The organism is Peribacillus sp. NPDC096622 (genome assembly GCF_044762665.1).
Lineage (GTDB): Bacteria > Bacillota > Bacilli > Bacillales > DSM-1321 > Peribacillus > Peribacillus frigoritolerans_B.
Window position 1 is genome coordinate 12,092 of the sequence record NZ_JBIWES010000019.1, and the last position, 23,187, is coordinate 35,278.

16 protein-coding genes and 1 pseudogene are annotated in these 23,187 nt (G+C 41.3%); 3 read left to right on the forward strand and 14 right to left on the reverse strand.

Going from position 1 to position 23,187, the window contains the following annotated elements; translation table 11 throughout:
* Window positions 1-264: 264 nt before the first annotated feature.
* From essA to ACIQYG_RS22960, 7 genes are all read right to left on the reverse strand, one after another.
* Entirely contained in the window at window positions 265-747 is a 483-nt protein-coding gene (gene essA, locus ACIQYG_RS22930; protein ID WP_402842906.1) for a type VII secretion protein EssA, read from the reverse strand.
* Entirely contained in the window at window positions 734-3,661 is a 2,928-nt protein-coding gene (esaA, locus tag ACIQYG_RS22935) for a type VII secretion protein EsaA (RefSeq protein WP_402842909.1), read from the reverse strand. The genes essA and esaA overlap by 14 nt, the downstream gene beginning before the upstream one ends.
* Window positions 3,654-8,135, reverse strand: coding sequence for a type VII secretion protein EssC (essC, locus tag ACIQYG_RS22940; RefSeq protein WP_402842912.1), 4,482 nt, complete (start codon window positions 8,133-8,135; stop codon window positions 3,654-3,656). Before essC ends, esaA begins: the two co-directional genes overlap by 8 nt.
* A gap of 30 nt (window positions 8,136-8,165) precedes the next feature.
* A complete protein-coding gene (gene essB, locus ACIQYG_RS22945) occupies window positions 8,166-9,515 on the reverse strand; it encodes a type VII secretion protein EssB (protein WP_402842915.1) in 1,350 nt (449 codons plus the stop codon).
* A gap of 71 nt (window positions 9,516-9,586) precedes the next feature.
* Window positions 9,587-9,826, reverse strand: a complete 240-nt coding sequence (yukD, locus tag ACIQYG_RS22950) for an ESX secretion system protein YukD (RefSeq protein ID WP_053537134.1) — start codon at window positions 9,824-9,826, stop codon at window positions 9,587-9,589.
* Between the two features lie 96 nt (window positions 9,827-9,922).
* Window positions 9,923-10,213: a WXG100 family type VII secretion target gene (locus tag ACIQYG_RS22955; RefSeq protein WP_034306171.1), complete on the reverse strand. Its 291-nt coding sequence runs from the start codon at window positions 10,211-10,213 to the stop codon at window positions 9,923-9,925.
* 556 nt (window positions 10,214-10,769) lie between these two features.
* Window positions 10,770-11,684, reverse strand: coding sequence for a nucleoside hydrolase (locus ACIQYG_RS22960; RefSeq protein ID WP_402842919.1), 915 nt, complete (start codon window positions 11,682-11,684; stop codon window positions 10,770-10,772).
* A 355-nt stretch (window positions 11,685-12,039) separates the two neighbouring features.
* Here ACIQYG_RS22960 and ACIQYG_RS22965 point away from each other — a divergent pair, with 355 nt between their 5' ends.
* The gene (locus tag ACIQYG_RS22965; RefSeq protein ID WP_402842922.1) at window positions 12,040-12,222 is read left to right on the forward strand and encodes a hypothetical protein; all 183 of its coding nucleotides are present in this window, start codon (window positions 12,040-12,042) and stop codon (window positions 12,220-12,222) included.
* A gap of 79 nt (window positions 12,223-12,301) precedes the next feature.
* On the opposite strand, the gene ACIQYG_RS22970 is transcribed toward ACIQYG_RS22965, so the two are convergent.
* The 6 genes from ACIQYG_RS22970 to ACIQYG_RS22995 form a co-directional block, all read right to left on the reverse strand.
* Window positions 12,302-14,029 (reverse strand): glycine betaine ABC transporter substrate-binding protein, encoded by a 1,728-nt coding sequence (locus ACIQYG_RS22970; RefSeq protein WP_402842924.1) that lies wholly within the window; start codon window positions 14,027-14,029, stop codon window positions 12,302-12,304.
* A 4-nt stretch (window positions 14,030-14,033) separates the two neighbouring features.
* Complete coding sequence (locus ACIQYG_RS22975) at window positions 14,034-15,239, reverse strand: quaternary amine ABC transporter ATP-binding protein (RefSeq protein WP_402842926.1); 1,206 nt, start codon at window positions 15,237-15,239, stop codon at window positions 14,034-14,036.
* A gap of 1,001 nt (window positions 15,240-16,240) precedes the next feature.
* The gene (locus ACIQYG_RS22980; protein ID WP_402842986.1) at window positions 16,241-17,638 is read right to left on the reverse strand and encodes an amino acid permease; all 1,398 of its coding nucleotides are present in this window, start codon (window positions 17,636-17,638) and stop codon (window positions 16,241-16,243) included.
* 353 nt (window positions 17,639-17,991) lie between these two features.
* The gene (gene hutH, locus ACIQYG_RS22985) at window positions 17,992-19,509 is read right to left on the reverse strand and encodes a histidine ammonia-lyase (protein ID WP_402842928.1); all 1,518 of its coding nucleotides are present in this window, start codon (window positions 19,507-19,509) and stop codon (window positions 17,992-17,994) included.
* Window positions 19,510-19,623: 114 nt separating this feature from the next.
* A complete protein-coding gene (gene hutP, locus ACIQYG_RS22990; RefSeq protein WP_309077638.1) occupies window positions 19,624-20,073 on the reverse strand; it encodes a histidine utilization transcription antiterminator HutP in 450 nt (149 codons plus the stop codon).
* Window positions 20,074-20,306: 233 nt separating this feature from the next.
* Entirely contained in the window at window positions 20,307-20,558 is a 252-nt protein-coding gene (locus tag ACIQYG_RS22995; protein ID WP_402842931.1) for an iron chelate uptake ABC transporter family permease subunit, read from the reverse strand.
* On the opposite strand from ACIQYG_RS22995, the gene ACIQYG_RS23000 reads away from it, so the two are divergent.
* Both ACIQYG_RS23000 and ACIQYG_RS23005 read left to right on the forward strand, forming a co-directional pair.
* Window positions 20,541-20,723 (forward strand): hypothetical protein, encoded by a 183-nt coding sequence (locus ACIQYG_RS23000; protein WP_402842933.1) that lies wholly within the window; start codon window positions 20,541-20,543, stop codon window positions 20,721-20,723. The two genes, ACIQYG_RS22995 and ACIQYG_RS23000, sit on opposite strands and share 18 nt — an antisense overlap.
* 52 nt (window positions 20,724-20,775) lie before the next feature.
* Window positions 20,776-21,285: pseudogene (locus tag ACIQYG_RS23005) on the forward strand (ABC transporter transmembrane domain-containing protein); the annotation flags it as partial.
* Window positions 21,286-21,444: 159 nt separating this feature from the next.
* On the opposite strand, the gene pbp4b reads toward ACIQYG_RS23005, so the two are convergent.
* Entirely contained in the window at window positions 21,445-22,815 is a 1,371-nt protein-coding gene (gene pbp4b / locus ACIQYG_RS23010) for a penicillin binding protein PBP4B (RefSeq protein WP_402842990.1), read from the reverse strand.
* Window positions 22,816-23,187 lie beyond the last annotated feature (372 nt).

Sequence of the window (23,187 nt, forward strand, 5' to 3'; positions counted from 1 at the left end):
TCCACCTTTTCATAATTTCCCGCCCCGGTCATCAGGGCAATGAAGCCACCCCCTTCCGATCTGTATATTCTTAAGTAAACTTCTTTTCTGTCTTGTTTATGCTAAAATGAATGCAATCCACTCATAAGATATTAAGAGGTACTGATGATGTATAAAAAATTCTTCATTTTGATCTTCGCAGCCGCCCTTCTTTTAGGGCTTATTAAAACCATTATGGATATGTAGCCAAAAACAGCCCGATTCCTGACAGGAATCGGGCTGTTTTCATTTTCGCTTAACCTCTCCATTCAGCTTCCCCATTTTCGGGATAAGGATAAAAAACAAACAAACGACCAAAAGCGCCAAAACGATGCCGAGCAATATCGTCAGGTCAAAATTAAGTGAAGGCTCTGTTTCTTCTTCGTTTCTCGTTGGAATGCGTACCTCCGAGAATAATCCAAGCTGTTCTGACTTCGAAGCGATGGTATTATTTTGATTCTCCGTCACAGGTGACAGAAACAGCGAGTCCTTCACCGAGTCAATGGCATCATACTTCCCTCTTTCAAAAGTGAGATCCTTTTGTTCTTCAGGCAGTTTCCGCTTTTGTTCCAACAATCCTTCTTCATGGAAATACTCCGTTTGAATATCAATATCCTTTTCTTGATATTCATTGGGCTCCACCATCGGTTCCTCTTCCGCCCCGCCATGAGGTGCATGGCTAAAAAACAGGATGAGCAAGACAGGCATTACGTATTTATTCCACTTCATGGGCCATTGCTCTTCTTTCTGCAAGACGCTTCACTACATATGGAATGATCGTTGCGATAAGCGTCAGCACAATCAAGATGATACTAGCCGGAATGAATGCCGACTGATTACCGAATTGAATGGACATGTATACGTCTGCAACAGGGTGGTCTACATTGAAATTAGGCATGATTAAATCCAATAATGGTATGGTAAAGAAACTGATTAAACCAATCACCAGGATAGAACCGACAAACGGCCCAATCGAGAAGGCAAGTCTGGTAAACGCTGAACAGAAGAATAAAAGCAGGACGGTGAAGACGGTCCATTTAATCTCCTGCATATCTCCCAGTGGATAGATCTTCAAACCATATATGCTGATGATTAAACCTACGATCAGATTCAATAAGGTAAACAAGGCCGCATGGACCATCATTGGAATGGTTTCATAATGATGCAGGAAGAAACCGATCAATAACCCGGAAATGAGTATGATCACCAACATGACGATCGGCGGGATATTAACCTTTTCCTGATGAAGGACTTCCCCGCTGATTTGTACGGGATTCGCTAAATATTCGTACACATACCCGTTCTCCTGATCATCGACTAGAGTGTTGTTCAAGACGCTATATACGTCCGTCTTGATTTTTTCGGTTGAGTCTACATTTTGGGACCAATTATCATTAAGCTGATCGGCCCTTTCCTGCACTGACCCCACTTTTGCTTGCAGGTCTGCTGTATCCTTCGTGACCGTGTCCTGTCGTTCCGCTACAGAATTGACAAGCTCGGAAATGAAGCCGACAGTTGTTGCCGTATTGTCTTGAAGTGATACAAACATTTCTCCATCAAGGTTAACTGGCGGTTCGGCCTCCATCTCAGGAACTTCCATATGATCCGACAAATTGGCAGACACTTCTTGAGCCTTGCCGGTAATTGCCGCTAATTCAGCTAAAGTAGCTTTCTGCCCCGTTTCAACATTAGCATCATATTCTTTCATATAACCCATAATGGAATCCGAGAACATCTGAAAGTTCTCATTGACTCCTGCTAAACTGGCTTTAACGAGTTTCGCTTCTTCATCCACGTTTCCGGAAACCCCATTTTTCAAGTTTTCCAATTCTTTTATATTGGCTGCAAATATCTTATCTACATTTGCTTCCGTGACTCTTTCAGCCAATTCACCATAAGATGAGAGTGAACCGTAATAGGCAAGGAGGGTATTTGAATCCCGATTGGTGATAGGATTCTCAAAGGCCTTCACAAGCACTGCTCGCCTTTCTCCCCCCACTTTTTCAAGAAGTGACTGTTCGAGGGTCTTGATTTCTGCAATGGCCTCATCGATTGTCATACTCTGGATGTCATGTAATTTTTGAATATCTTCTTGTGACTTTTTCCATTTGTCACCTAAATCCTTATAATTCGTGCCGAGTTCATTATAATCAGCTTGCAATTGCGTAAACTGCGCCAGCAGATCATTATATGAATCTACCAGTGTATTAAACTCCGTTATCACTTGGTTATGATTCCCCGTTCTGCCGCTTACCGTTCCGCTGAGATTATTGATTTCCGTTTGGAGATCCGCTGTTAGGATGTTGATTTGTTCAGCAGCTCCTTCACTTCCTTCTGCCGGCACCAAACTTTCAAGTGCCGTGTTGATCCCATTGATTTGATCCAGCAGAACCTGCAGCGACAGTTCATCTATCGGGTCCTTCTTTTCAGGTGCAGCAACCGATTCACCTTTTCCCGTTTCCGTTTCAATATCTTCTATAGGCGTCGTTCCTTCACCAATATCCTCCCCATCACCAGAGCTGCTTGCAAGATTCCCTCTTTGCACAAGCAAGGTGGACTGAAGGTTATCAAGACCCGCCTCTTCCGATTGCTTCAATTGTTCAATCGAGCTTTGTTGATCTTGGGTGATTTTCGTAATTTGTTCTACTTGTTTGTCTTTCATGCTTGTTGAAAATTGTTCCAACTCATTACTGCTGGAATCAAGTTTCTGCTGCATGATTCCAACATTTTCACTAATGCCTTGATCATTAAGGCTGTATTTCGTATTCATTCCTTGCTGAATCTCCGGTATAGCTTGATTCCCCTCATTCAGCACCTTGTCATATGATTGTACACTCTCCATGACAAGCTGCTGATTTTGGGCAGAGGCCTTCTCAAAAAGGATACTTTGAGCCTTTTGATATTCCTCAAAAGAAACAACATCTTTCACAAATGAAGCCATTTGAGCCTTCGTGTTCCCTATTTCATCCATTGTTTCAGTACTTGTTTTGCCAGCATCCTTCGTCTCGGCAAAGACTCCTTCAAGCATGTCCTTATGCTGCTTGATTTCGCCGGCAAGACTTTCCGAGCTCGGAGTATAAAACTTATACATCGTGTTTTGAAAAGCGATTTCTTTAGCAAGGACATTATCGAACTTCTTACGGATGTCCTCGACTGATTGGGAAACATAGCTCCAATACTGTGTTGAAATATGCTTATTCATTTTGCTCTTTGTCTTCTCTAATTCCTTTTGTACCTTTTCCATGTTCTCTGCATTCAAACTGGGTTGTACCTTGTACTTTATCCCCGCCTTAACAGGCTGTTCATCATCGAATGTATAAATATTCTCTGAAAAATCGGATGGAAAATATATGACTGCATCATACTTTTCATTAGCAAGTCCACTTTCCGCCGTACTTCTATTAACCACAAACCACTCATATTCAGAATCCTTGTCAAGTGTAGTAACAAGCTCTGAGCCCATGTAAATGGGATTATTGTTAAATTCAGTCCCATTATCTTCATTTACAATGGCGATTTCACGAGAAGCCGTTTCTGTCTTTTTCATTGGATTTTGGCCAATATAAGAAAAAAACAAGATTGGCAGCGCAATGATCACCAGGATTTTACCGATTAACAGCATCGGTTTTATTTTTTCAGACACTCTCTTGCACTCTCCTTCTTTCTTCACTTAGCGGAATTTGGATTTTACTCTCCTGGCCATTCAGCACAAAGTATCCGTAACCCGGCTGTATTTCTTCTTCTTTTCTGGAATAGGAGAGGGTGTACAAGCTTTGGTCCGATTTTTTAAGAAGCAAAACAGCCTGCCTGACTTGTTTCAATTCGGTTGTCAACGAATCATACCCCTTCGTGAAGTCGTTGGCATTTCCCGCGACAATCAGACTAAACCCGAGATGGCTGTATTGTTTCATCAAACTGCTGATCCTATCCTGAATCCTGCCGTCTATCGTTTGTTGGATCCTTGAAATGCTATCTATGACAAATATGACCGGTGGGAATTCCAGTTGCTTCATCGGTTTCATTTCCAATGCCGCAAGATAACTTCGCTCACGTTCTTCAAATATTCCAGTGATATGATCGAGCCATTCGGTTATCTGCTCTTTTGTTTCCACATAGCTCACCTTCTCCTCAAAAGCATAAGAAGATAAGCCGCGATCCACTCCGTCAAATAATCCAATTTCCCCGATTGCCTGTTTAAGCAACGATTCCAGTAGCACTTTAAGGACATTCGTTTTCCCTTTACGTGACTGTCCTACGACAAGCAGGAATGGATTGGAATTCAACTCCACGAATACAGGTGTAACGCTTTCCTCTGAAAGCCCGATTGGAATGGTACCCTTCTTTATGGCTTGTGAGCAGTAACTCTTGAAGCTGCTGGAATCAAGACGTACCGGTAACATCCGAATCGCCGGTGGTTTGTCCATTTCCTTATATTTAGCCTTATGTTCTGCCACGACTTGTTTCATTTCTTCCAAAACGGCTATATCATCCGCTCCATCGGCTGGTAAATAAACCTGCGTGAGATAGGTTTGATCCTTTTTCACCAACGCCCTGCCAGGAACAGGTTCATTTTCATAAGGGGTTCGCCCCAAAACTGAATATTTTTCCGAACTGTCCATTAAGTAATGGACGACCTTCGTCTTAAGGCTATTCATTAACGGCTGGCGAATCGCATTGATTCTCGTTGCCGTTAAAATCATGAATATCCCAAGTGATTGTCCATCACGTGCAAACTGAACGAATTGGGCTTCCTGATCCTGCATCTCATCCTTCACTAAGTCAAAATTGTCGACCACGATATAAATAATCGGCAATTTATCTTCCACTAATGCATTATAAAGCTTTATGTTACTAAGCTCCTTTTCTGAAAAAAGCTGCTTACGCCTTTCCATTTCCGCCTTCATGAATAACATGAATTTTTCTATTTTCCTTAACTCATCGAACCTAAAGTATTCCCCAGTATGAGGCAGCTGGCGCATTGGCAGTAAAGCGCTATTCCCGAAGTCGAAAATATAATAATGCAGTTCTTCAGGACTGAATTGATCTGCAAAACTAAAGAGAAGTGTCAAAACGGTAGTGGACTTGCCGTACCCGGAAGAACCAAAAACCCCAATATTCCCATCTTCAATCCAGTTATAGACATAATTTGTCTGGCTTTGCAATTCAGGCTCATCCTTCATTCCCAGGTGGAATTGATTCCTCGTCAGGCTTCTTTCAGTGTTTCTCGATAAACGATCTGAAAGAGGCGGCAGCCATGGGCTTGCCAACTTCTTAATCTCCATTTCTTCCTGCATCGCAACAATTCGATCCGCCACAGCTTCAATTTCACTAATCTTTTCTTTCCTCTTATTAGTGATCTGTTCCGATACATTTGAGATTTGAACAAGACCGAGGTCTGTGACAAGTGCCACTTCGTCCTCAGATCCAACCGTATCCTCTAAATATGGGGCACCGCTCCACGCAGACTGGAACAATTCATAAACCTCGTTATTTCCTACCTGCAAATATCCCCGTCCGGTGACAGTAATATTTGCCGCATCGCTATTTTTAAGAATTTCCTTACTATCACTGGCATCCTGCACTTTCAAGGAAATTTTAAAACGGGCATTGCTCCAAATCTGGTTATCAATTACACCGCCCGGCTTTTGTGTAGCAAGAATTAAATGAACTCCCAAGCTCCGTCCAATTCGCGCCGTACTCACTAATTCGCGGATGAAATCGGGTTCTTCGTTTTTAAGTTCCGCAAACTCATCTGATATCAAAAATAAGTGCGGTAACGGTTCATCCGCTTTGCCTTCTTTGTATAAGTCCGTGTAATCGTTGATATGATTGACTTCGTATCGATCAAACATACGCTGGCGTTTCTTCAATTCACTATTGATGGAGGCTAGTGCCCTGGCACTGAAGTTCTTGCTTCCCTCAATATTCGTAATGACTCCCAGCAGGTGCGGAATCTGCCTGAATGGCTGTGCCATTCCCCCGCCTTTATAATCAATGAGCAAAAAGGCAACTTCATGTGGATGATAATGAACGGCTAATGATAGGATGTATGTTTGCAGTAATTCACTTTTCCCCGATCCTGTCGTTCCAGCAACCAATCCATGGGGGCCATGCGCCTTTTCGTGCAAGTTCAATTCAACCCTATCCGTTTTCCCTTTCAATCCAATCGGAACTGCCAAGGATTTGGAAGACTGATTGGTCCGCCAGTTTTGGCTGATAGGCAGATCTTCCACTTCACGAGCTTTCAATAATTCCAGAAATGATACCGTTTCTGGTATGGAATTGTTCATGCCTTTTTGATGATCTAGCGAACGCAGCGTACGTGCAAAACGCTCATTCCCTTCTTTTGAATGTGCATCAAGTTTAAAAGGAGTATGAACGGCCTTCGTTTGCTGGATGAGAATTTCACCTTCAAAATCATTGATATACTTCACAAGCGTATGGACATTTTCGGTCAAACTTTCTTTTGCATCCGCTGCAAAAATCGTCGAGATACCCAAATCGTCTGTTTTACCTTCTAAATATTCCAATATGACATGCTCCGCAATTAAATTACGATCCGTGACAATAAAGACAAAGTGGGGAGTGAATCTCACTTTCCCTTTGTTCTCGTCCAAATCTCTTTCCCTCAATAGCTGATAAATCGAGGTCAGCAGCTGGTCACGTGATTGCTCATTATATATAAAGCCTTTTGCATAGGCATGCGGCAATTGAAAATGAGGGAGCCATTTCATCCATTCCCATTCTTGGTAATCCTTTTCCGGAAAAATGGCCACAAATCGAACATCATGATAACTATGAAAAAAGGCCAGTTGCCCAATCAGTTGCTGCAGCTCCCGTTTAACGATCGATTCCTTTCCGACCAGGCCCATCGATCCATTTGATAAATCGATCGATAATGGAAGATCATCCAGGTTTTTGTATACATCCACAAGTTCCTGCGACTGCTCAAGTAAATCATCTATATCCCGATTGGACATATCGCTGCTATTTACCGACACCTGATAACTTGAGGGTATGGTCGCAGTTCCGATCTTAAAGTGCAGAGCATCTTCACTTTCCAAAGTTCGCTCCCATATACGATCGCTAATACTGTCAGTCAGCAGCTTCATCCTTTCAAAGGAGGGGTAATGATAGAACAGCACATTCTTTTGTTTTTCAGACAGCTCTTGCAGTTCTTCCCTCTTCTGCTCTAGATACCTGGTATATACACGTTGACGTTTTTCTTCTCTGAATTTTTGCTTCTTTTTGTCTTTAAAATATTGTACCGTCGAGGTAACTAAAGTCGTTGTGAACATCACAATCGATATGATGATGAAAATTCCTCGAGGCTGAATGACCGTGATGACCCCCATGACGATTAGCATCATTAAAGGCGGCATAAGGATTAGCCATAACCCTCTATTATTATCTTCCGATTCTTGGCTCGGAAAAGATATCGTCACTTTTTCATCCGGCAATTCGTAGATCATCCTTGGTGTCCGGCGATACTGTGGATAGCTTTTTTTCATTTCAGAGATTGGTTTCTTCATTTTAGATAAAGATGTTTCATAACTTTCGGCACTATGAATCATCAATAAGTCGCCTTCAACCAACCTCAGCACCATATTCGGCCAGCAAATCAGATCACCATTTTGAATGGGAACAGCCTTCGTTACCCTTTCACCATTCAAGAAAATCCTGCTATTTTCATTTGGCATGAGGTGCCACTTTTCTTTATGCACCACAAGGGAAAAGCCAGTGCCGGAAACCGGTCCTTCTTTACGGAAAGTCGCTCCCGCCTTGGCCGATAAAGTGATTTCTTTCAAGTTGCCTATATAATAGAGGCTTTCTTCCAATTCCCCTGCCGTATAAAAAATCTCGACCGTTTCTTCTCCTTCATGAAAGGTGAAGCTATGGAATGGCTTTACATCGCCAAGCTTCTTGTCCTCCCTAAACACCTCATATTCATCAAGTCCCTCATGTTTTTTCAGCTTGATGGAACCTTGTTCAAAGGGAATGGAATAAACGGTGATCGTATCCTGTCTTGATGGCCCAATCGTAATTGGACCGTTATGATTATCCTTGATCGTATAGGATTGGTAGGTCCCCTTATAATAAATCCATAATAAACTCATTAAATCTCACCTCCGCAAAAGGCCCATTGCTCACTCTTTGCTTTTCTCTTTTTCTTCAGTTGATTTTTTGGAGGAATCCTTACTTTCTTCTTTCCCCACAGAAGCAGGTTCGTTTTCCGCTTTTTCTTTTACAGCAGGTTTTGCTTCCGCTGCGCTTTTATCCTCTATATTGGACTCTGTTGCTGACTGGTTTTGATCTTGCTGTTCCTTCATTTGCTCATCCAATTCCTTTTTTTCCTTTTCATATTGGGACAGCTCTGTATCGATTTCTTTAATTTGCGTTTCCTTTTCTTCCCCAGAAAGTTTATCGTCCAACTTAATCTGTTCTTTCTGGTTTACCAGCCCATACATTATCAATTCGCGATCCTCCATGATTCTCGCCAAATCGATCGCGTCCTCACTCATGCCCCTGCCTATATAAATCCAATATAGGAGATACTGACTATCGGTCTGCAAAGTGATTGCATTTACTACATTCTTCTTCCTGACATCATCTAACGGCTCATAAGCGACATAGGCCATAGCCAGTTCATATTGAACGACATACGGCATATTTTTTGGATCGTAGTTTTCCAAACGGTCAATGACTTCACTGTATTTTTGTTTTAAGAAGCTTTCACCGCTTTCTACATATGCTTCCTGCTTAGGTTGGTAGAAGAATAGTGTGTAAATCGTAAACAACAGCAGCGGCACCAGAACGATCATCGTACCCCAAAGTGTATAACGGCCCGTTTTCCATTTCTTTTCAGGGATATGCACAAATGCTTTTTCTTCCTTCTCTAAAACATCTATCCGATCTTGAATGACCGTGGAAAGTTCATCCCAAGTCCCCGATGCCAATATACTTTGTGTTTCGTTCGATAGTTTCAGTGTCTTATGATAAAGTAAATACTCTTCGAATGTATACTGCCCATCCACAAGTGCCGAAATCGTTGCCTTCGTTTCTTTAAATAGCTCATCTTGATTATGCTCATAAGGAGGCAAACTGTCTTTTACGCCATAATGCAGGAAATATGGGGCCAAGCTCGAATCAAAAACGATATTTTCTGGACAGACGACTAGTTGCAGGCGACTCAATTCATGAGTCCTGATTTTCTTCAAGATTTGATAAGACGATAACCATCTACTCAATGAATTTTTATCTTTAGCTTTGGAAAAAACAAAAAAAGAGGCTGGTGGATTTACTCTGATCTGCACCTCGTCCTCTGTAACTTCTATATGTTTCTGGAGAGCATCATCCGCTTCATGAATAATCTGTAATTCCAGTGGGTCCTGCATAGAAAGTTTTGCCCGTTGGAAAACGAACGAATGCCCCTTATCATCCTTCATCATTACAGCTTCTGTTTTTTTCTCCAAATATGAGGATTTTTTCTCATCCATTTTATGTAACTCCTTTACCCCTGCTAAAGGGCTTTAGACTTTTTTCCTATATAGAGTCCACACTTAATCCATTAGAGGATCTCAAGGCGGTCCCCCGTCGTAATGCCGCTATCAAGCAGGGTTTCATATCCTGAACATACGAACTCTTTATTCTGGACCCGCACCCAATAGCCTTCTTTAGGTGCACTGGCAATATCCTTTACCTGCCAAATTATTTCCACAACTTTCTTGATGGAACGGTAATTCGAAACTTGCAAATCAAATACTTCCCCTGTATATCTGTTTAAATCGATCGTTAGTTGAATATATATGGAAACCACCTCTTTTAAAGCAAAAAAGCACCACGATCTTCATAAAGAGTCGCGGCGCTTTTTCCTAGAAATTTCTTTATCTCATTGACCTAATGATTATCCGCGAATTTGACTAGCAATCTGATTATCTGTGTCTTCAAGGATTTGAGCTGATTTATTCAATTGTTGAGAAACTTCATTCAACAAGCGGGCCATATCCATGAATGAAGGCTTCAATTCTTCATACTGACCTACGAAAGCTTCGCTGGAGGAACCTTCCCAAATACCAGTTAAATGATCTCTCATTCTATCTAAACGACCAATCATATCCGTTACTTGTTGGCTCTCATTATCATATTGTCTAGCTACATCTTTCAGTTCCGAAGGTGTTACGCGAATTTGTGACATAGAAAAAATCCTCCTTTTATCTTATATAGTACATTTTAATGGAACCATACATTTTCTGCCATATAAATAAGCGCAAAGTCGAAAAATGGTAAATTATGATTATACAAAAAAACCTAAATATGGCATTACGAAAGTCTATGTACCTGTTTTCCCAAACCTTTAAACCCATTTTCTAATTATTTTTTAATATTTTACATTTTTATGGTAAAAAAAGTTCCTTATACCCAATATTTCTGAATCGTCATCCTATAATATGATTTTCACCATAATAATAGTGACTTTAGACTTTCTTTTTTAGAAAATTAATCAAACGTTTGATTAAAAGTCTGAAAATGATTCTTTTCAGACTGTTCACCTTTATTATTGATCGAATCCAAACCATTTAAAAAGGACATCAGAATGAATGGAAGACCTATTTTTACAATCAGCCGCAGCAGGAATCCGTGTCATATAGCGAGAATCGATATTCCCAACAGAAACAGGCCATCTCTTCCCAATGGTTTTTGGAAAAGTGATAGCCTTTATGTTTAATCCATGATTCAATTAAGTTGCTAAGTCATATAACCCGTTCCAAAAAATCTTTCAAAAACCGCTCACTTTCCACATTCGTACAGACACGGATTCTAGGTTCGCCATCCTTTTGACCGATTGTCCTGCCTGTTTCTTCACCCTCGGTCACCACCTTGACGGTCATCAACTCTGTACTCACAAAACTTGAATCAATCGCAACCCCGACAGCAAGCGGATCGTGAAGGGCGCAACCGCCTAAACCTGGATGGGAGTTTTCATATGCTTCCATATAATAATCCGTCATTTCCGCTAAAAATTTGGCGCTTTCCTTACCAGTGGCACGCCAATCATCAAGCTTCGATTTCAGTAGGTATGTTTGCAGTGTCACATCAAGCCCCACTAGTGTGATTGGCAGTCCAGAAGTTAATACCTGATCGGCTGCTTCAGGATCTGAAATAATGTTTGCTTCAGCATAAGAGCTTACATTTCCAGGTACGTTTACGGCACCGCCCATAATTATGACCTCTTTTACAAGCGACATGATCAGTGGCGCTTTATTAATCGCCAATGCGATGTTAGTCAGTGGTCCAACTGCAATGATCGTAATTTCATGCGGTCTGCTTTTCACTTGATCGATAATGAAATCTGCTGCATTTCCTTGTGATGCTTTGATGGTTGGTTCAAACCGAAGGGTATTTCCTAACCCGTCTTCCCCATGGACATGCTTGGGATACCTCTTCTTCCTTCCGCGTACCAAAGTTTGGCCAGCACCTTCATAAACCGGTATGCGCCTATTTAATTTCTCCAAGACGGCAAGCGTATTACGGGTCGATTCAACAACGGGCACGTTACCAAAGCAAGTGGTGAATCCGAGCACTTCCAATTCAGGGGAATTTAAAGCATATGCCATCGCCATGGCATCATCAATCCCAGTATCTACATCGAATATAATTGGTTTCAATATTTCCACACCTTCCAAACACTTTTTGAGACCCTTTTAACAACTCATTGCCTCTCTTTTCTCTTTCTTATATATAAAGAACACTGTTTTCCAACTGAATTTTAACATTCAACGATAGCCAGTTCCACAGAAAGTTAGGAATAATCATAATTTACAAACAAATGACAAGTACGGCTGGTTCTTGTATCTACCAGTAAAAATAGTTGACCGCTCATAAATATCAATGATATAAAAAGTGAAAAGAAGAAGTCGTCTCTTAGAAGTGACCTAATTCCTTTTCAACTTGTTCAATGCTATTACGATGTAGTTATGAATACATGTGTTACGAATTTATGATATCCAAGGTGGAAAAAGGATGAAAATGTTTAAGTTGATTGAAGATGTTCCTTCTGCGTATAAAAAAGGAACAAAATTCTTTTTAATATCACATTCAGAGTTCATTGGCGTGAAAAGTTATGTATTGCTGGCTGAAGATTTGAAAGGCAAGATCGAAGTAACGGAAGAGGAATTGAGGAATAAATTCGTTAACATCCATTGATCTTCAGGACTCAAAAGCCCAGCAGCCCATCAAAACTAAAAAAAGAGGGGATTTCATTTCTGAAATCCCCTCTTTTTTCTTATTTCAAGTCTTCAATCGAATCAATTTCGACGTAATCCGGTACGACCAGACCATTCTTTGTTCCTTTTAAGTTTGGTCCAAGGTTAACCATATCATCTTTATACTTATTATAGTATTCAAGATGTGTTCCCGGGAGCCATGCAGCCACCATTGCGTCCGCACTTCCGTTTGCAACGCCGGCAAACATTGGTCCGACTTCAACCTGACTTAATGTTACATCATAGCCATTCTGCTCCAGGACCTTGCCAATCACATTCGTGCTGGCAATTTCAGTGTCCCAAGCAACATAAACCAGTTTGATTTTTTCACCATTTCCTGATTGTGCACCTTGGGTCCACTTGGATACTTTGTCCTGATTTTCCTTTATCCATTTTTCCGAAGCTTCTTTAGGAGACATTCCATCGGAAATTTCGACCATTACGTCTTCCATATCTTTTGTTTCCCAGTTGAATTGATCAAGAATCTTATAGGCACCAGGTGCATCCTGTTCAAGTCCTTTTCTGGCAATCGAATTGATGTTTTCAGCTCCGCCGAATGACTCATTAGGATCTTCAAGATATTTCAAGTCATATTTCGAGAACATCCAATGCGGTGACCATCCAGTAACGATGATCGGTTCTTTTTTATCGATTGCTTTTTTCAATTCTGCAACCATCGCTGCCGATGACCCTTCAACCAACTTCCAATCATCCAGCTTATAATCATCTATAGCCGTTTTAGTCAGCTTCATCAATCCTGCGCCAGGTTCAATTCCGATGATTTCATAATTGGTTTTTGCAGCAAGACTGTTTTCATCCCCATTCATGGCTTTTTCTTTTGTAAAAGTACCGAATAGCGCAGTACCCACAACTAGTAAGGCCAAAATCGTAAAAATGATTTTCCTGCTAACGATATGTTCGTAAGCTGGTTTACGAAGGTTTTGCGTGATACGATCGAGTATGATTGCAATGATTACAATGGATAATCCTGCTTCAAATCCTTGCCCCACATTAATTTGGCTGACTGCCCTGTAGACATCCGCCCCAAGTCCGGGTGCTCCAACCAATGAGGCTGTAACAACCATGGATAGTGCCAGCATGATGCTTTGGTTAACTCCTGCCATAATCGTTGGAGTAGCCAATGGTATTTGTACCTTGAATAACTTTTGGCTGCTGGTTGAACCAAAAGCATCCGATGCTTCGATCAGATCATTAGGCACTTCCTGAATCCCAAGATTGGTCATACGGATTGTCGGTGCGATTGCGAAAATGAATGACGCAATGATTCCAGGCACTACCCCTATTCCAAAGAATAAGATCGAAGGAATCAAATAAACGAATGCAGGCATTGTTTGCATGAAGTCCAAGATCGGGGTAACGATATTGCGTACGGTTTTATTTTGGGCACACCATATTCCGATCGGTATCCCGATCACGATCGTTAAGACTCCTGACAAAATAACGATCGCCAGTGTTTGGATGCTTGATTCCCAATAACCCAGATTATCAATCAAAATTAAGCTGATGAATGCAAAAATTCCTAATGGCCATTTGCTTGTATAGGTAACCAGGAGGGTCAGGACGATAATTAACACAAGCGAAGGTCCTGCACTCATTACATCGACCAAGATATTCAATAGACCCTCGATCACATTCGTTATAAATGTAAATAATCCAGCAAATACAATAGTTATCCAATCCACTAAAGAATCGACCCAAGCTCCTAGTGGGATTTTCGGCATATTCATTGAATTATTCACTCTCCATTTCATTCAAGGAATCTTTATTTCCGGCCAAAGCACCGATGACGGCACCGCGAAGAAGAATTCCTTTAATTCTGTTCTGATCATCGATGACTGAAATCGGCAAGCTTGAAGTCGCCATCACATCCATGAGGTTTCCAAGTAATTCATCCTCTTTTACAGTTGGGATATCTGTTGACATCACCTCAGAAATCGATTGGTTATTGCTCATTGCCTGACGAGCCTGTTCAGCAGTCACGGCCCCCAATAACTTCTGCTTTCTATCCACAACAAAAATGCTGGAATACCCTTGTTTGCGCATGATTTCGAGGGCAACCCTCGGACCTCTGTCCACAGCGATCTTCTCTGGGCGTATCATCACATGAGACGCTGTCAATACTTTTGATAGATCAACATCTTCCACAAACTTCTCGACAAACTCATTGGCTGGATTCATCATGATTTGTTCAGGGGTTCCCAATTGAATGACACTTCCATCTTTCATAAGGGCAATTCTATCCCCGATTCTTAATGCTTCATCAAGATCATGGGTAATGAAAATGATCGTTTTTTTGTACTGATCTTGGATTTGAATCAGTTCATCCTGCATATCCTTACGAATTAATGGATCGAGGGCACTGAAGGCTTCATCCATCAGTAGGATATCCGTATCACTTGCGAGTGCCCGGGCTAACCCAACCCTTTGCTGCATACCACCGCTAAGCTGTGATGGCAGCTGATTTTCGTAGCCTTTCAATCCAACGGCCTCAAGAGCCTTCATCGCATTTTCATGACGTTTTGCTGGATCCATTTTTTTAATTTCGAGCCCGAATTCAGCGTTTTCCAATATCGTTTTATGCGGAAATAAAGCGAAGTTCTGAAATACCATGCTTATTTTCTTTTGTCTGACTTCCCTTAACCGGGCAGCGTTCATCTTCACGATATCTTCATCATCAATTAAGATTTCACCCAAGGTGGGATCGATCAAACGATTGAACATGCGGATCAAAGTGGATTTCCCGCTTCCGGATAGGCCCATGATGACAAAAATCTCACCGGGATAAATCTCGAAATTAACATTATTCACTCCGACCGTTTGTCCCGTTTCTTTCAAGATCTCTTTTTTCGTTTTGCCTTGCTTCAATAAGTCTGTTGCTGCTTTTGGAGATTTGCCAAAAATTTTCGAGACATTTCTGACTTCTACATTCGGCTTCATCAAGTCACCTCATTCTAATAGTTGCCCATATGATATTCAGTTTTGCTGAATTCCCCCGTTTTATGCGAGTGATGATTATTAATGCACAAGTATCTTGAAATAACCGAAATTCTACCCATTACTTTTTCTTCAAAAAAGCGGAAGTGACACTTATTAAGCGGCACAGGGCATACGTGCGTAGAAAAATAATCTATATTTATTATTCCCAAGAAAAAATTCTTTACTTGGATTATATTTTGTGTGATAAATTGAGCATTTCACGTAGGAAAAAAGAGGTGCAATCACAACTGAGGAAACTAGCAGGCACAACATATACCAACTGTAATATAAACGATTTCCACTTAGAGTTTTGTCCGGATGATGGACTTACGACTACCCTCTAAAAGTACTTCATTTCCTTTACCAGGTGGAATGATACTTGCAGTGCAGTATAACACCAAAACGCATAGAAATATGATTATGGGATTCCCAATATGTCTAATTTGAGCTTTGCAGGGAAAAGAGGTGCAATACAACTGAGGAAACTAACAGGCACAGCATATACCAACTGAAATATAATGGTTTTTTTTTTAGAGTTATGTTCAGTCCCAGCACAAGGAATGAACCTGTATCCCTAAAGTACTTAATTACCTTAACAAAGAATGAATATAAGTTCAAATGATGTGGGACGGAATTCTTGCCTAAAAAGCCCATTTAAACCATCGATTCTAAAGGTTACGGAAGGCTCTAAAAACCTTGATATACCAACACTTCGACTTCCTATAATCATAAACGCCCATCATCCGCCACAATTTTTTTTCAGTTTTTTTAAAATCTAAAGTCATCCAAAAAGTGGAAAATATAATTTCCCGCTTAAAAATGACATGGCAAGATTGGGATTTCACACATTTTTTTATTGGTTATTTTTTATGCAGACATACATGGAAATGTGTCATATATACAGAAAAAAAACCTTGAAACAACAATTTCATTTCAAGGTTAATGCATATTATCGGTACATACTAATTAGCATTCCTATGTTCATCAAAATCAATTTGGCATTCCTCTAGCGGAATTACTTTTGTTTTCTTAATGAACTTATAACCAAGCCACATTACCAGAAAGAATGGGATGCCAAGATAGGCAGCGAACACACTGGCCCAGTTAATATGATCGCCAATAAAGGCTTGATAGTTTTGCGCCAATAAAACGAAAAAACAAAGAGCAAAGGAAAATATCGGACCGAAAGGAAACCATTTTGACTTATAGGGAAGATCGTCTAGTGAATGGCCTTGGGCAATATAAGCTTTTCTAAACCGGTAATGGCTTGCCGCTATACCGAGCCAAAATATAAATCCAGTGACTCCAACCGCATTCATAAGCCAAATATAAATAACTCCATCACCGAAAATGGAAGCAAAAAATGCCAGCATCCCTACAAGTGAAGTGACGACCAGTCCCCAAATGGGAACACCGCGTTTGTTAAGCTTCCCAAAAATACGCGGTGCCAGTCCTTCTTTTGCCATTGAGTACAACATTCTGCTTGTCACGTAAAGACTCGAATTACCAGCGGATAATACAGCTGTCAAAATGATTGCATTCATCACGGAAGCAGCGAATGCCAGTCCCACTTTTTCAAACACCATCGTAAACGGGCTAACCATGATCGTGTGTCCCTGCAGACTGCCATTCGTATAAGGAACGATCAATCCGATAACAAGTATGGCCAGGATGTAAAAGAGGAAGATTCTCCAAAAAATGCTGCGAACTGCACGAGGTACATTTTTTGCAGGGTCTTCACTTTCACCGGCTGCCACACCGACTATTTCTGTACCTTGAAAAGAAAATCCAGCAGCAATGAAAATACCCAAAGTTGCCAAAAAACCACCGGCAAACGGAGCGTCACCAACTGTGAAATTTTCAAAACCAATCGCCTCTCCGTTCATGATCCCGAATATCATCAATATTCCGACAACGATAAAAATGATGATGGTCGCCACTTTGATGAGGGAAAACCAATATTCCCCTTCGCCATACCCTTTAACAGATACGTAATTCAATAAGAATATCAAAACTAAAAACAAAGAACTCCATAAAAAAGACGAGCTGTCAGGAAACCAAAACTTCATTACCATCGTTGCGGCAGACAGTTCCGCGGCAAGAGTCATCGCCCAAGTGAACCAATAGTTCCAACCAAGCGCAAACCCTAATGCCGGATCGATGAAACGCGTAGCATAGGTACTGAAAGCGCCGCTGACCGGCATAAACGATGCCAGTTCTCCAAGGCTTGTCATAATAAAATAAACCATTATACCAATTACGGTGTAAGCGACCAAAGCACCGCCAGGCCCTGCAGAGTGAATGGCTGGACCGCTTCCGAGAAACAGCCCTGTTCCAATTGCACCGCCCAGCGAAATCATCGTAAGGTGGCGCGCTTTTAGCTTTCTTTGTAAAGTATTTGACGGCTGGTTTTGTTCATTTATGACAGGTGGTTGCAATTGCCGATTTTCCAAATTAGATTCCCCTCCAAAAATGCATTTTTAATCTAGCACGAATAGGTAAAGTCGATCATTCCATCAATAGTCATTTCCTGCATTTATTACTATTTCAAGGTCATTTTCTCTAATGCCGGGACCTTTTTGGATTTCAGGGATCTATGTAGCATTTACATAACGAAGTTAGGCTTAAAAGCCCAAGTCAAAGGGCTATAAGCCTAACGTTTATTGAAAAAGGAAACACCGTTTTTTAAGATTCGGATATTCCGAGCTTCATATTATGTCGTAGGCAAACTCCTATGAATAAATGAATTCCAATCGATTTGCTGTAACCAGCTTGCCGTCGCTTCAATATCCTTTGAAAAGATACGATCTTGTGTAATGCTTGGAATGAGCTTTCTTGCTTCCGTATAAAACTCTTTTGTAAACGGAGCCATCTTTTCTATTCCACGGTATTCCACCGCTTGTAAGGCACAAATGAGCTCAATCGCCAAAACGCGGCGAACGTTTTGAATGATTTGATGTGCGTGCCGGGATCCAATCGTTCCCATGCTTACATGATCTTCCTGGTTCGCTGAAGATGGAATGGAATCAACACTTGCAGGATGTGCGAGCGTTTTATTCTCAGAGACGAGTGAAGCTGCACAATATTGCATGATCATCGCTCCCGACTGTAAGCCAGGTGACGGACTTAAGAATGGCGGTAAATCATTTAGCTGAGGATTGACGAGTCGCTCAATCCGGCGCTCTGATATATTTGCAAGCTCGGCAACAGCGATTTTCATGAAGTCCATCGCAAATGCTATCGGCTGGCCATGGAAGTTCCCCCCTGAAATAACCTTTTCCCCATCGTCAAAAATAAGCGGATTATCCGTCGCAGCATTCATTTCAATTTCCAATTTTTCTTTTACATAATCAAGCGTTTGCCATGATGCCCCATGCACTTGCGGGATGCAGCGGAGGGAATAAGCATCCTGAACCCGCAGTTCTCCTTGCTTGGTGATGAGCTGGCTGCCGCTGATCATGCGGCTAATCCGTTCCGCGACCTCTGTTTGCTGGCGGTAACCGCGTGCAAGATGAACATCCGGATCAAAGGCATCTTCAATGCCGCGTAATCCCTCTAAAGTCAGTGAAGCAATCGCTTCAGTTTGATGGGCCAGCTGTTCGGCTTCAATGTAATTTACGAGGCCCATCCCCGTCATGGCCTGTGTTCCGTTAATTAATGCAAGGCCTTCTTTTGCTTTAAGCGTCACTGGAAGAATGCCTTCTTTCGATAAGGCTACGATGGCCTCCATTCGCTCTCCTTTATAAAACACTTCCCCTTCTCCCATCAATACTAGCGCCAAATGCGAAAGCGGCGCCAAGTCCCCACTTGCCCCAAGAGAACCTTGCTGAGGGATGACCGGGTGGATATGAGCATTCAAAAGATCGATCAAACGTTCAATGACGACAGGACGGACGCCGGAAAACCCTTTTAATAGCGCATTGGCACGGAGAAGGACCATAGCTCTCGAAACCACCTCTGGAAATGGTTCCCCGACTCCGCACGCATGGGAATGGATCAAATTCCACTGTAGCTGCTCTGCGTCCTCTGCATCAATCAAAACATCGCTGAACTTTCCAAAACCTGTTGTGATGCCATAGACGACTTTCTTTTGTTTCACGATATTTTCAACCGCTTCCCGGCTTTTTTCCACTTTCTTAACACTCTCGGCGGAAGCAGAGACAAATGCCTCTCCATACAATACTTTTTTCGCTTCTTCAATCGTTAAAGTTTGGCCTGTTAACATAATCATTTCCTGCACCCCTATTCTTTTTTTAAACAAACAAAAGGAGGCCATATTGACAGACTTATCCAGTCTTTCAATACAGCCCCCTATTTCACTAAATAACTATAGGCTTTTAATTATTTAAATGTGGTTAATTCCCAAGCCAACGGCTTCATGTTCAAATCCCCGAACCGGTGCCCCAATCGTTCCATACACGGCGACAGCAATCCATTCACCTTCGTCCCCGTTTTTAAACGGCCTGCCCCGAACGATTGCAAACCGAAGGCCCGCAGTCCTCAAAAGACCGCCAAGCTCGACTTGGCCGCGTGTCACTCCTTGGAGTGCTTCGATGATCGCATGATACAGCGCATGCATTTCACGATACATATCGGGATTGACCAATCCAAGTCTTTTCGCTGATGTCTCAATGGCCGCAACTATTTTCTGCAGCTCCATTGAACCGACTTTACCTTTTCCATAAAGCCAATCCATCCGCTTAAGCTCATTCGTCAATATGACTTCTTCCTCTTCGTCCGCAAACGCGTACATGATTGCATGGCGCCCGATTCTTCTGTCGAATTCCTTTGTCATGCAGGTACCTCTTTTACAATTTTCTAAATACACTAATAACTAAATATCATTGTAAGCGGATACAAGCTATTCGGTCAATATATTTTTTAAAATAGTTCTTTTAGGGGATGATTCATCACTCCCGAAAGTTGCTTTTTACCCTTACAGCCATCATCAATATTTATCAATCAACCATTCATGCAAAAAAGCCCATCCTCATTAGCGTCCTGGAAAATGGGCTTTTTTCTGTAACTTTATATAAAATGTTTTTCACGATTCGTCCCCCAGATCGTCCCGGATAACCAGATTAATGCCATCATGAAATTGTTCGGTTCCATTTTCATCTGGAAGATGACCAGACCTGCACCGAAAGCTGCATTAATTCCTATGCCTACCAATAATAGTCTAGCAGGCGTCACCTGCCCTTTTTTCCAAGATAGTGCATAAATTAAACGGCAAGGAATGAACCCACTAAAGCAGTGAAAGGCATGATGAATACCGATCACCTTTTCTTGATCAATAGTGATGAATCCACTGGCTCTAAAGCATTGAATGAGTCTTTATGGAAAAGTGCACCAGCTTTGAAACCCGGAAATGTTCATGAGTTTTCTGCTGATGAAAGCTGGTTATACACCGGGGCAATAATGAATAAATCATTGATAATGTTTTAAAAATTTTAGTGAAATAATAACCAAGGCTATCACAGGCAGTGATGGCTTCTCCCTGTTTCCCCTATGGGACACTATTTTGAATCATGTAATAGCATGCGTAGCGCTTCTTGTCATCTACTTATTGAGTACTCTATTAAACTTCATCGTTTATTATTACGGACATAAACTTGGTATAAACATCGAAATGGACCATAGGGAAAATCTTTTCTCCAAGCTGCAAAAGCAATCCTTTAAATTTTTTGACAATAATAAAACAGGGCATTTAGTATCCAGGATGACGAATGATTTAATGGACATCGGGGAAATCGCACACCATGGCCCAGAGGATTTATTCATAGCGTTCATGACCATTTTGGGCGCTTTCTTCGTCATGTTCCAAATTAATTGGCAATTCACCATTATCGTATTTACGGTTGTTCCCTTTTTGATAGTCTTATCCGTTTATTTCAGCCGTAAAATGACAAGGGCTTTCAAAAGGATGTTTGGTGATATCGCAAATTATAATGCCCGTATCAAAAATAATATTAGCGGCATCCGCGTTGTCCAATCCTTTACCGAACAAGGTGCCCATGATAATTTGCTCCATCAAGACGGAGCATATAAAAAATCTGATCCTTGCCCAAACTGTTTAGAATAAAGCTTCCAGCCATTCTGATAGAACAAAAAAAAGGCTTCCCGACATTAATGGGAGGCCTTAAACTTTATGGAGATATACATTTATTCATTCGTTTTCCAATGCTTCATAAATCGCAGTTACAACACTTCCATAGCTTCCTGTTTTGAAGAGGTCGCCAAAAAACTGATTGGAATTGGCTACAGGATTGACGAGCGGAGAGTGCTTTTTATTTGTAAGTAAAACAATCCCTAAACCAATTTCCGGATCAATGATCGTGACCGTCCCGGTCCATCCAGTATGACCGTAGGCACTATCGCTTGCATAAGGACTGAACATCCACTCCATGCTAGCATCGCCATTTCGTCTCCACCCAAGTCCATATGTAGGATTCATCTCGGAAGGTGCGACGAATTCATCGATTGTTTCTTGATCAAACAACGTATGTTTACCGTATCCCCCGCCATTCAGCATCACCTGCAGAAGGACAGCCATATCTTCCGTATTGGAGAAAAGGCCCGCATGCCCTGAAACGCCCCCCATCGAATAAAAGGCTTTTTCATCATGCACTTCCCCTTGAAGTGTATATGTGCGAATGTTAGGGAAATCTATCACGCCATCCCGCGTGTTGCCAAGCAATTCAGTTGCGGCAAAATCCTTTGGCTTAAAGCCCTTTTTAAGAGGATTGAACTTAGTATTTTTCAACCCAAGCGGCTTGTACAATTCGTTTTCAACATAGACATCAAGCTGCTGACCCGTTATTTCTTCAACAATGGCACCAAGCAGCATATAATCGACATCACTGTAGACATTCTGTGTTCCAGGTACATATGTGAGCGGTGTTTTGGAAATGAACTCGATGGTTTTATCCCGCTCCTGGGAATAAAGTTCTTTCGAAACCTTTGGATTATGGTATTGCGGATCGGGTCTAAACCCTGCTGTATGGTGAAGTACATCAATAATTCTCAGATTGTCCTTTCCTTTGATCACATCCTCCTCCGTGTCTTTGAATTCAGGAATGTATTGCTGGACTCTTGCCTGGATATTCAGCTTGCCTTCGCTGACTAATTTCTGAATGGCAAAATTGGTTGCATACATCTTAGTGTTTGAAGCAAGGTCAAATAACGTGTCATTTTCCATTTTCCGGAACTTCTTAAGAGGTGTATGTTCATTAAACTTCTGTTTGTACCCGTAGCTTTCATTTTTAACGATCTTTCCGTCCTTTATGACAATCAGGGCAGCACCGGGGAAACCGGCAGCCACTTCCATTTCAATAAGCTGATCCACTTTTTCCAGCCTTTCAGACGAAAAGCCCGCTTCTTCCGGTTTATTTACTTTCTTTAATATTGGATACTGGCTGGAAGTTTCCTTACGCACAGCGGCTTCATGATTTTGATTTTCATTAGCAAAAGACACGGATGGTGCTAATAAGGAAAGTGCCAGAATTGAACTCAGTGTGCAGCTTGTCCATATATTCATCATTTTCCACCCCTTTGAAATCACTTTAGAAAATAAAGAACAACTTTACCGAAAGTTCGGTTCTTTTTTCACCAGGAATCACTAAAAGCGCTAATGGAGTATCCTTTTCCGTCCCGGAATTACGATTGGGATATTTTAACATTATGTTGATAAATGCGGATTAAAAGATAATATTTACCAATAATTCTCAATTTTCAGTATATATCATTACTAACATCATTTCAATTTGATATTTATTTTTTATATTTTCAAATCTGAGGTTAAGTCATCCCAATAATCTTTCCATCATTTCATCGCCCCAGTAAAAGCAACGTTCACAATTCTCCTCTTTCTCTCCTCTACTATATTCAAAATCAATTTTCCCACAAAGCA

Bases quoted from the DNA above. Each gene is read 5' to 3' on its own strand.
- essA (WP_402842906.1), bottom strand. From the start codon at position 747: ATGAAGTGGAATAAATACGTAATGCCTGTCTTGCTCATCCTGTTTTTT.
- essC (WP_402842912.1), bottom strand. From the start codon at position 8,135: ATGAGTTTATTATGGATTTATTATAAGGGGACCTACCAATCCTATACG.
- essB (WP_402842915.1), bottom strand. From the start codon at position 9,515: ATGGATGAGAAAAAATCCTCATATTTGGAGAAAAAAACAGAAGCTGTA.
- ACIQYG_RS22955 (WP_034306171.1), bottom strand. From the start codon at position 10,213: ATGTCACAAATTCGCGTAACACCTTCGGAACTGAAAGATGTAGCTAGA.
- ACIQYG_RS22965 (WP_402842922.1), top strand. From the start codon at position 12,040: ATGAAAATGTTTAAGTTGATTGAAGATGTTCCTTCTGCGTATAAAAAA.
- ACIQYG_RS22970 (WP_402842924.1), bottom strand. From the start codon at position 14,029: ATGAATATGCCGAAAATCCCACTAGGAGCTTGGGTCGATTCTTTAGTG.
- ACIQYG_RS22975 (WP_402842926.1), bottom strand. From the start codon at position 15,239: ATGAAGCCGAATGTAGAAGTCAGAAATGTCTCGAAAATTTTTGGCAAA.
- ACIQYG_RS22980 (WP_402842986.1), bottom strand. From the start codon at position 17,638: ATGATTTCGCTGGGCGGTGCAATTGGAACAGGGCTGTTTCTCGGAAGC.
- hutH (WP_402842928.1), bottom strand. From the start codon at position 19,509: ATGATTATGTTAACAGGCCAAACTTTAACGATTGAAGAAGCGAAAAAA.
- hutP (WP_309077638.1), bottom strand. From the start codon at position 20,073: ATGACAAAGGAATTCGACAGAAGAATCGGGCGCCATGCAATCATGTAC.
- ACIQYG_RS23000 (WP_402842933.1), top strand. From the start codon at position 20,541: ATGATGAATACCGATCACCTTTTCTTGATCAATAGTGATGAATCCACT.
- pbp4b (WP_402842990.1), bottom strand. From the start codon at position 22,815: ATGAATATATGGACAAGCTGCACACTGAGTTCAATTCTGGCACTTTCC.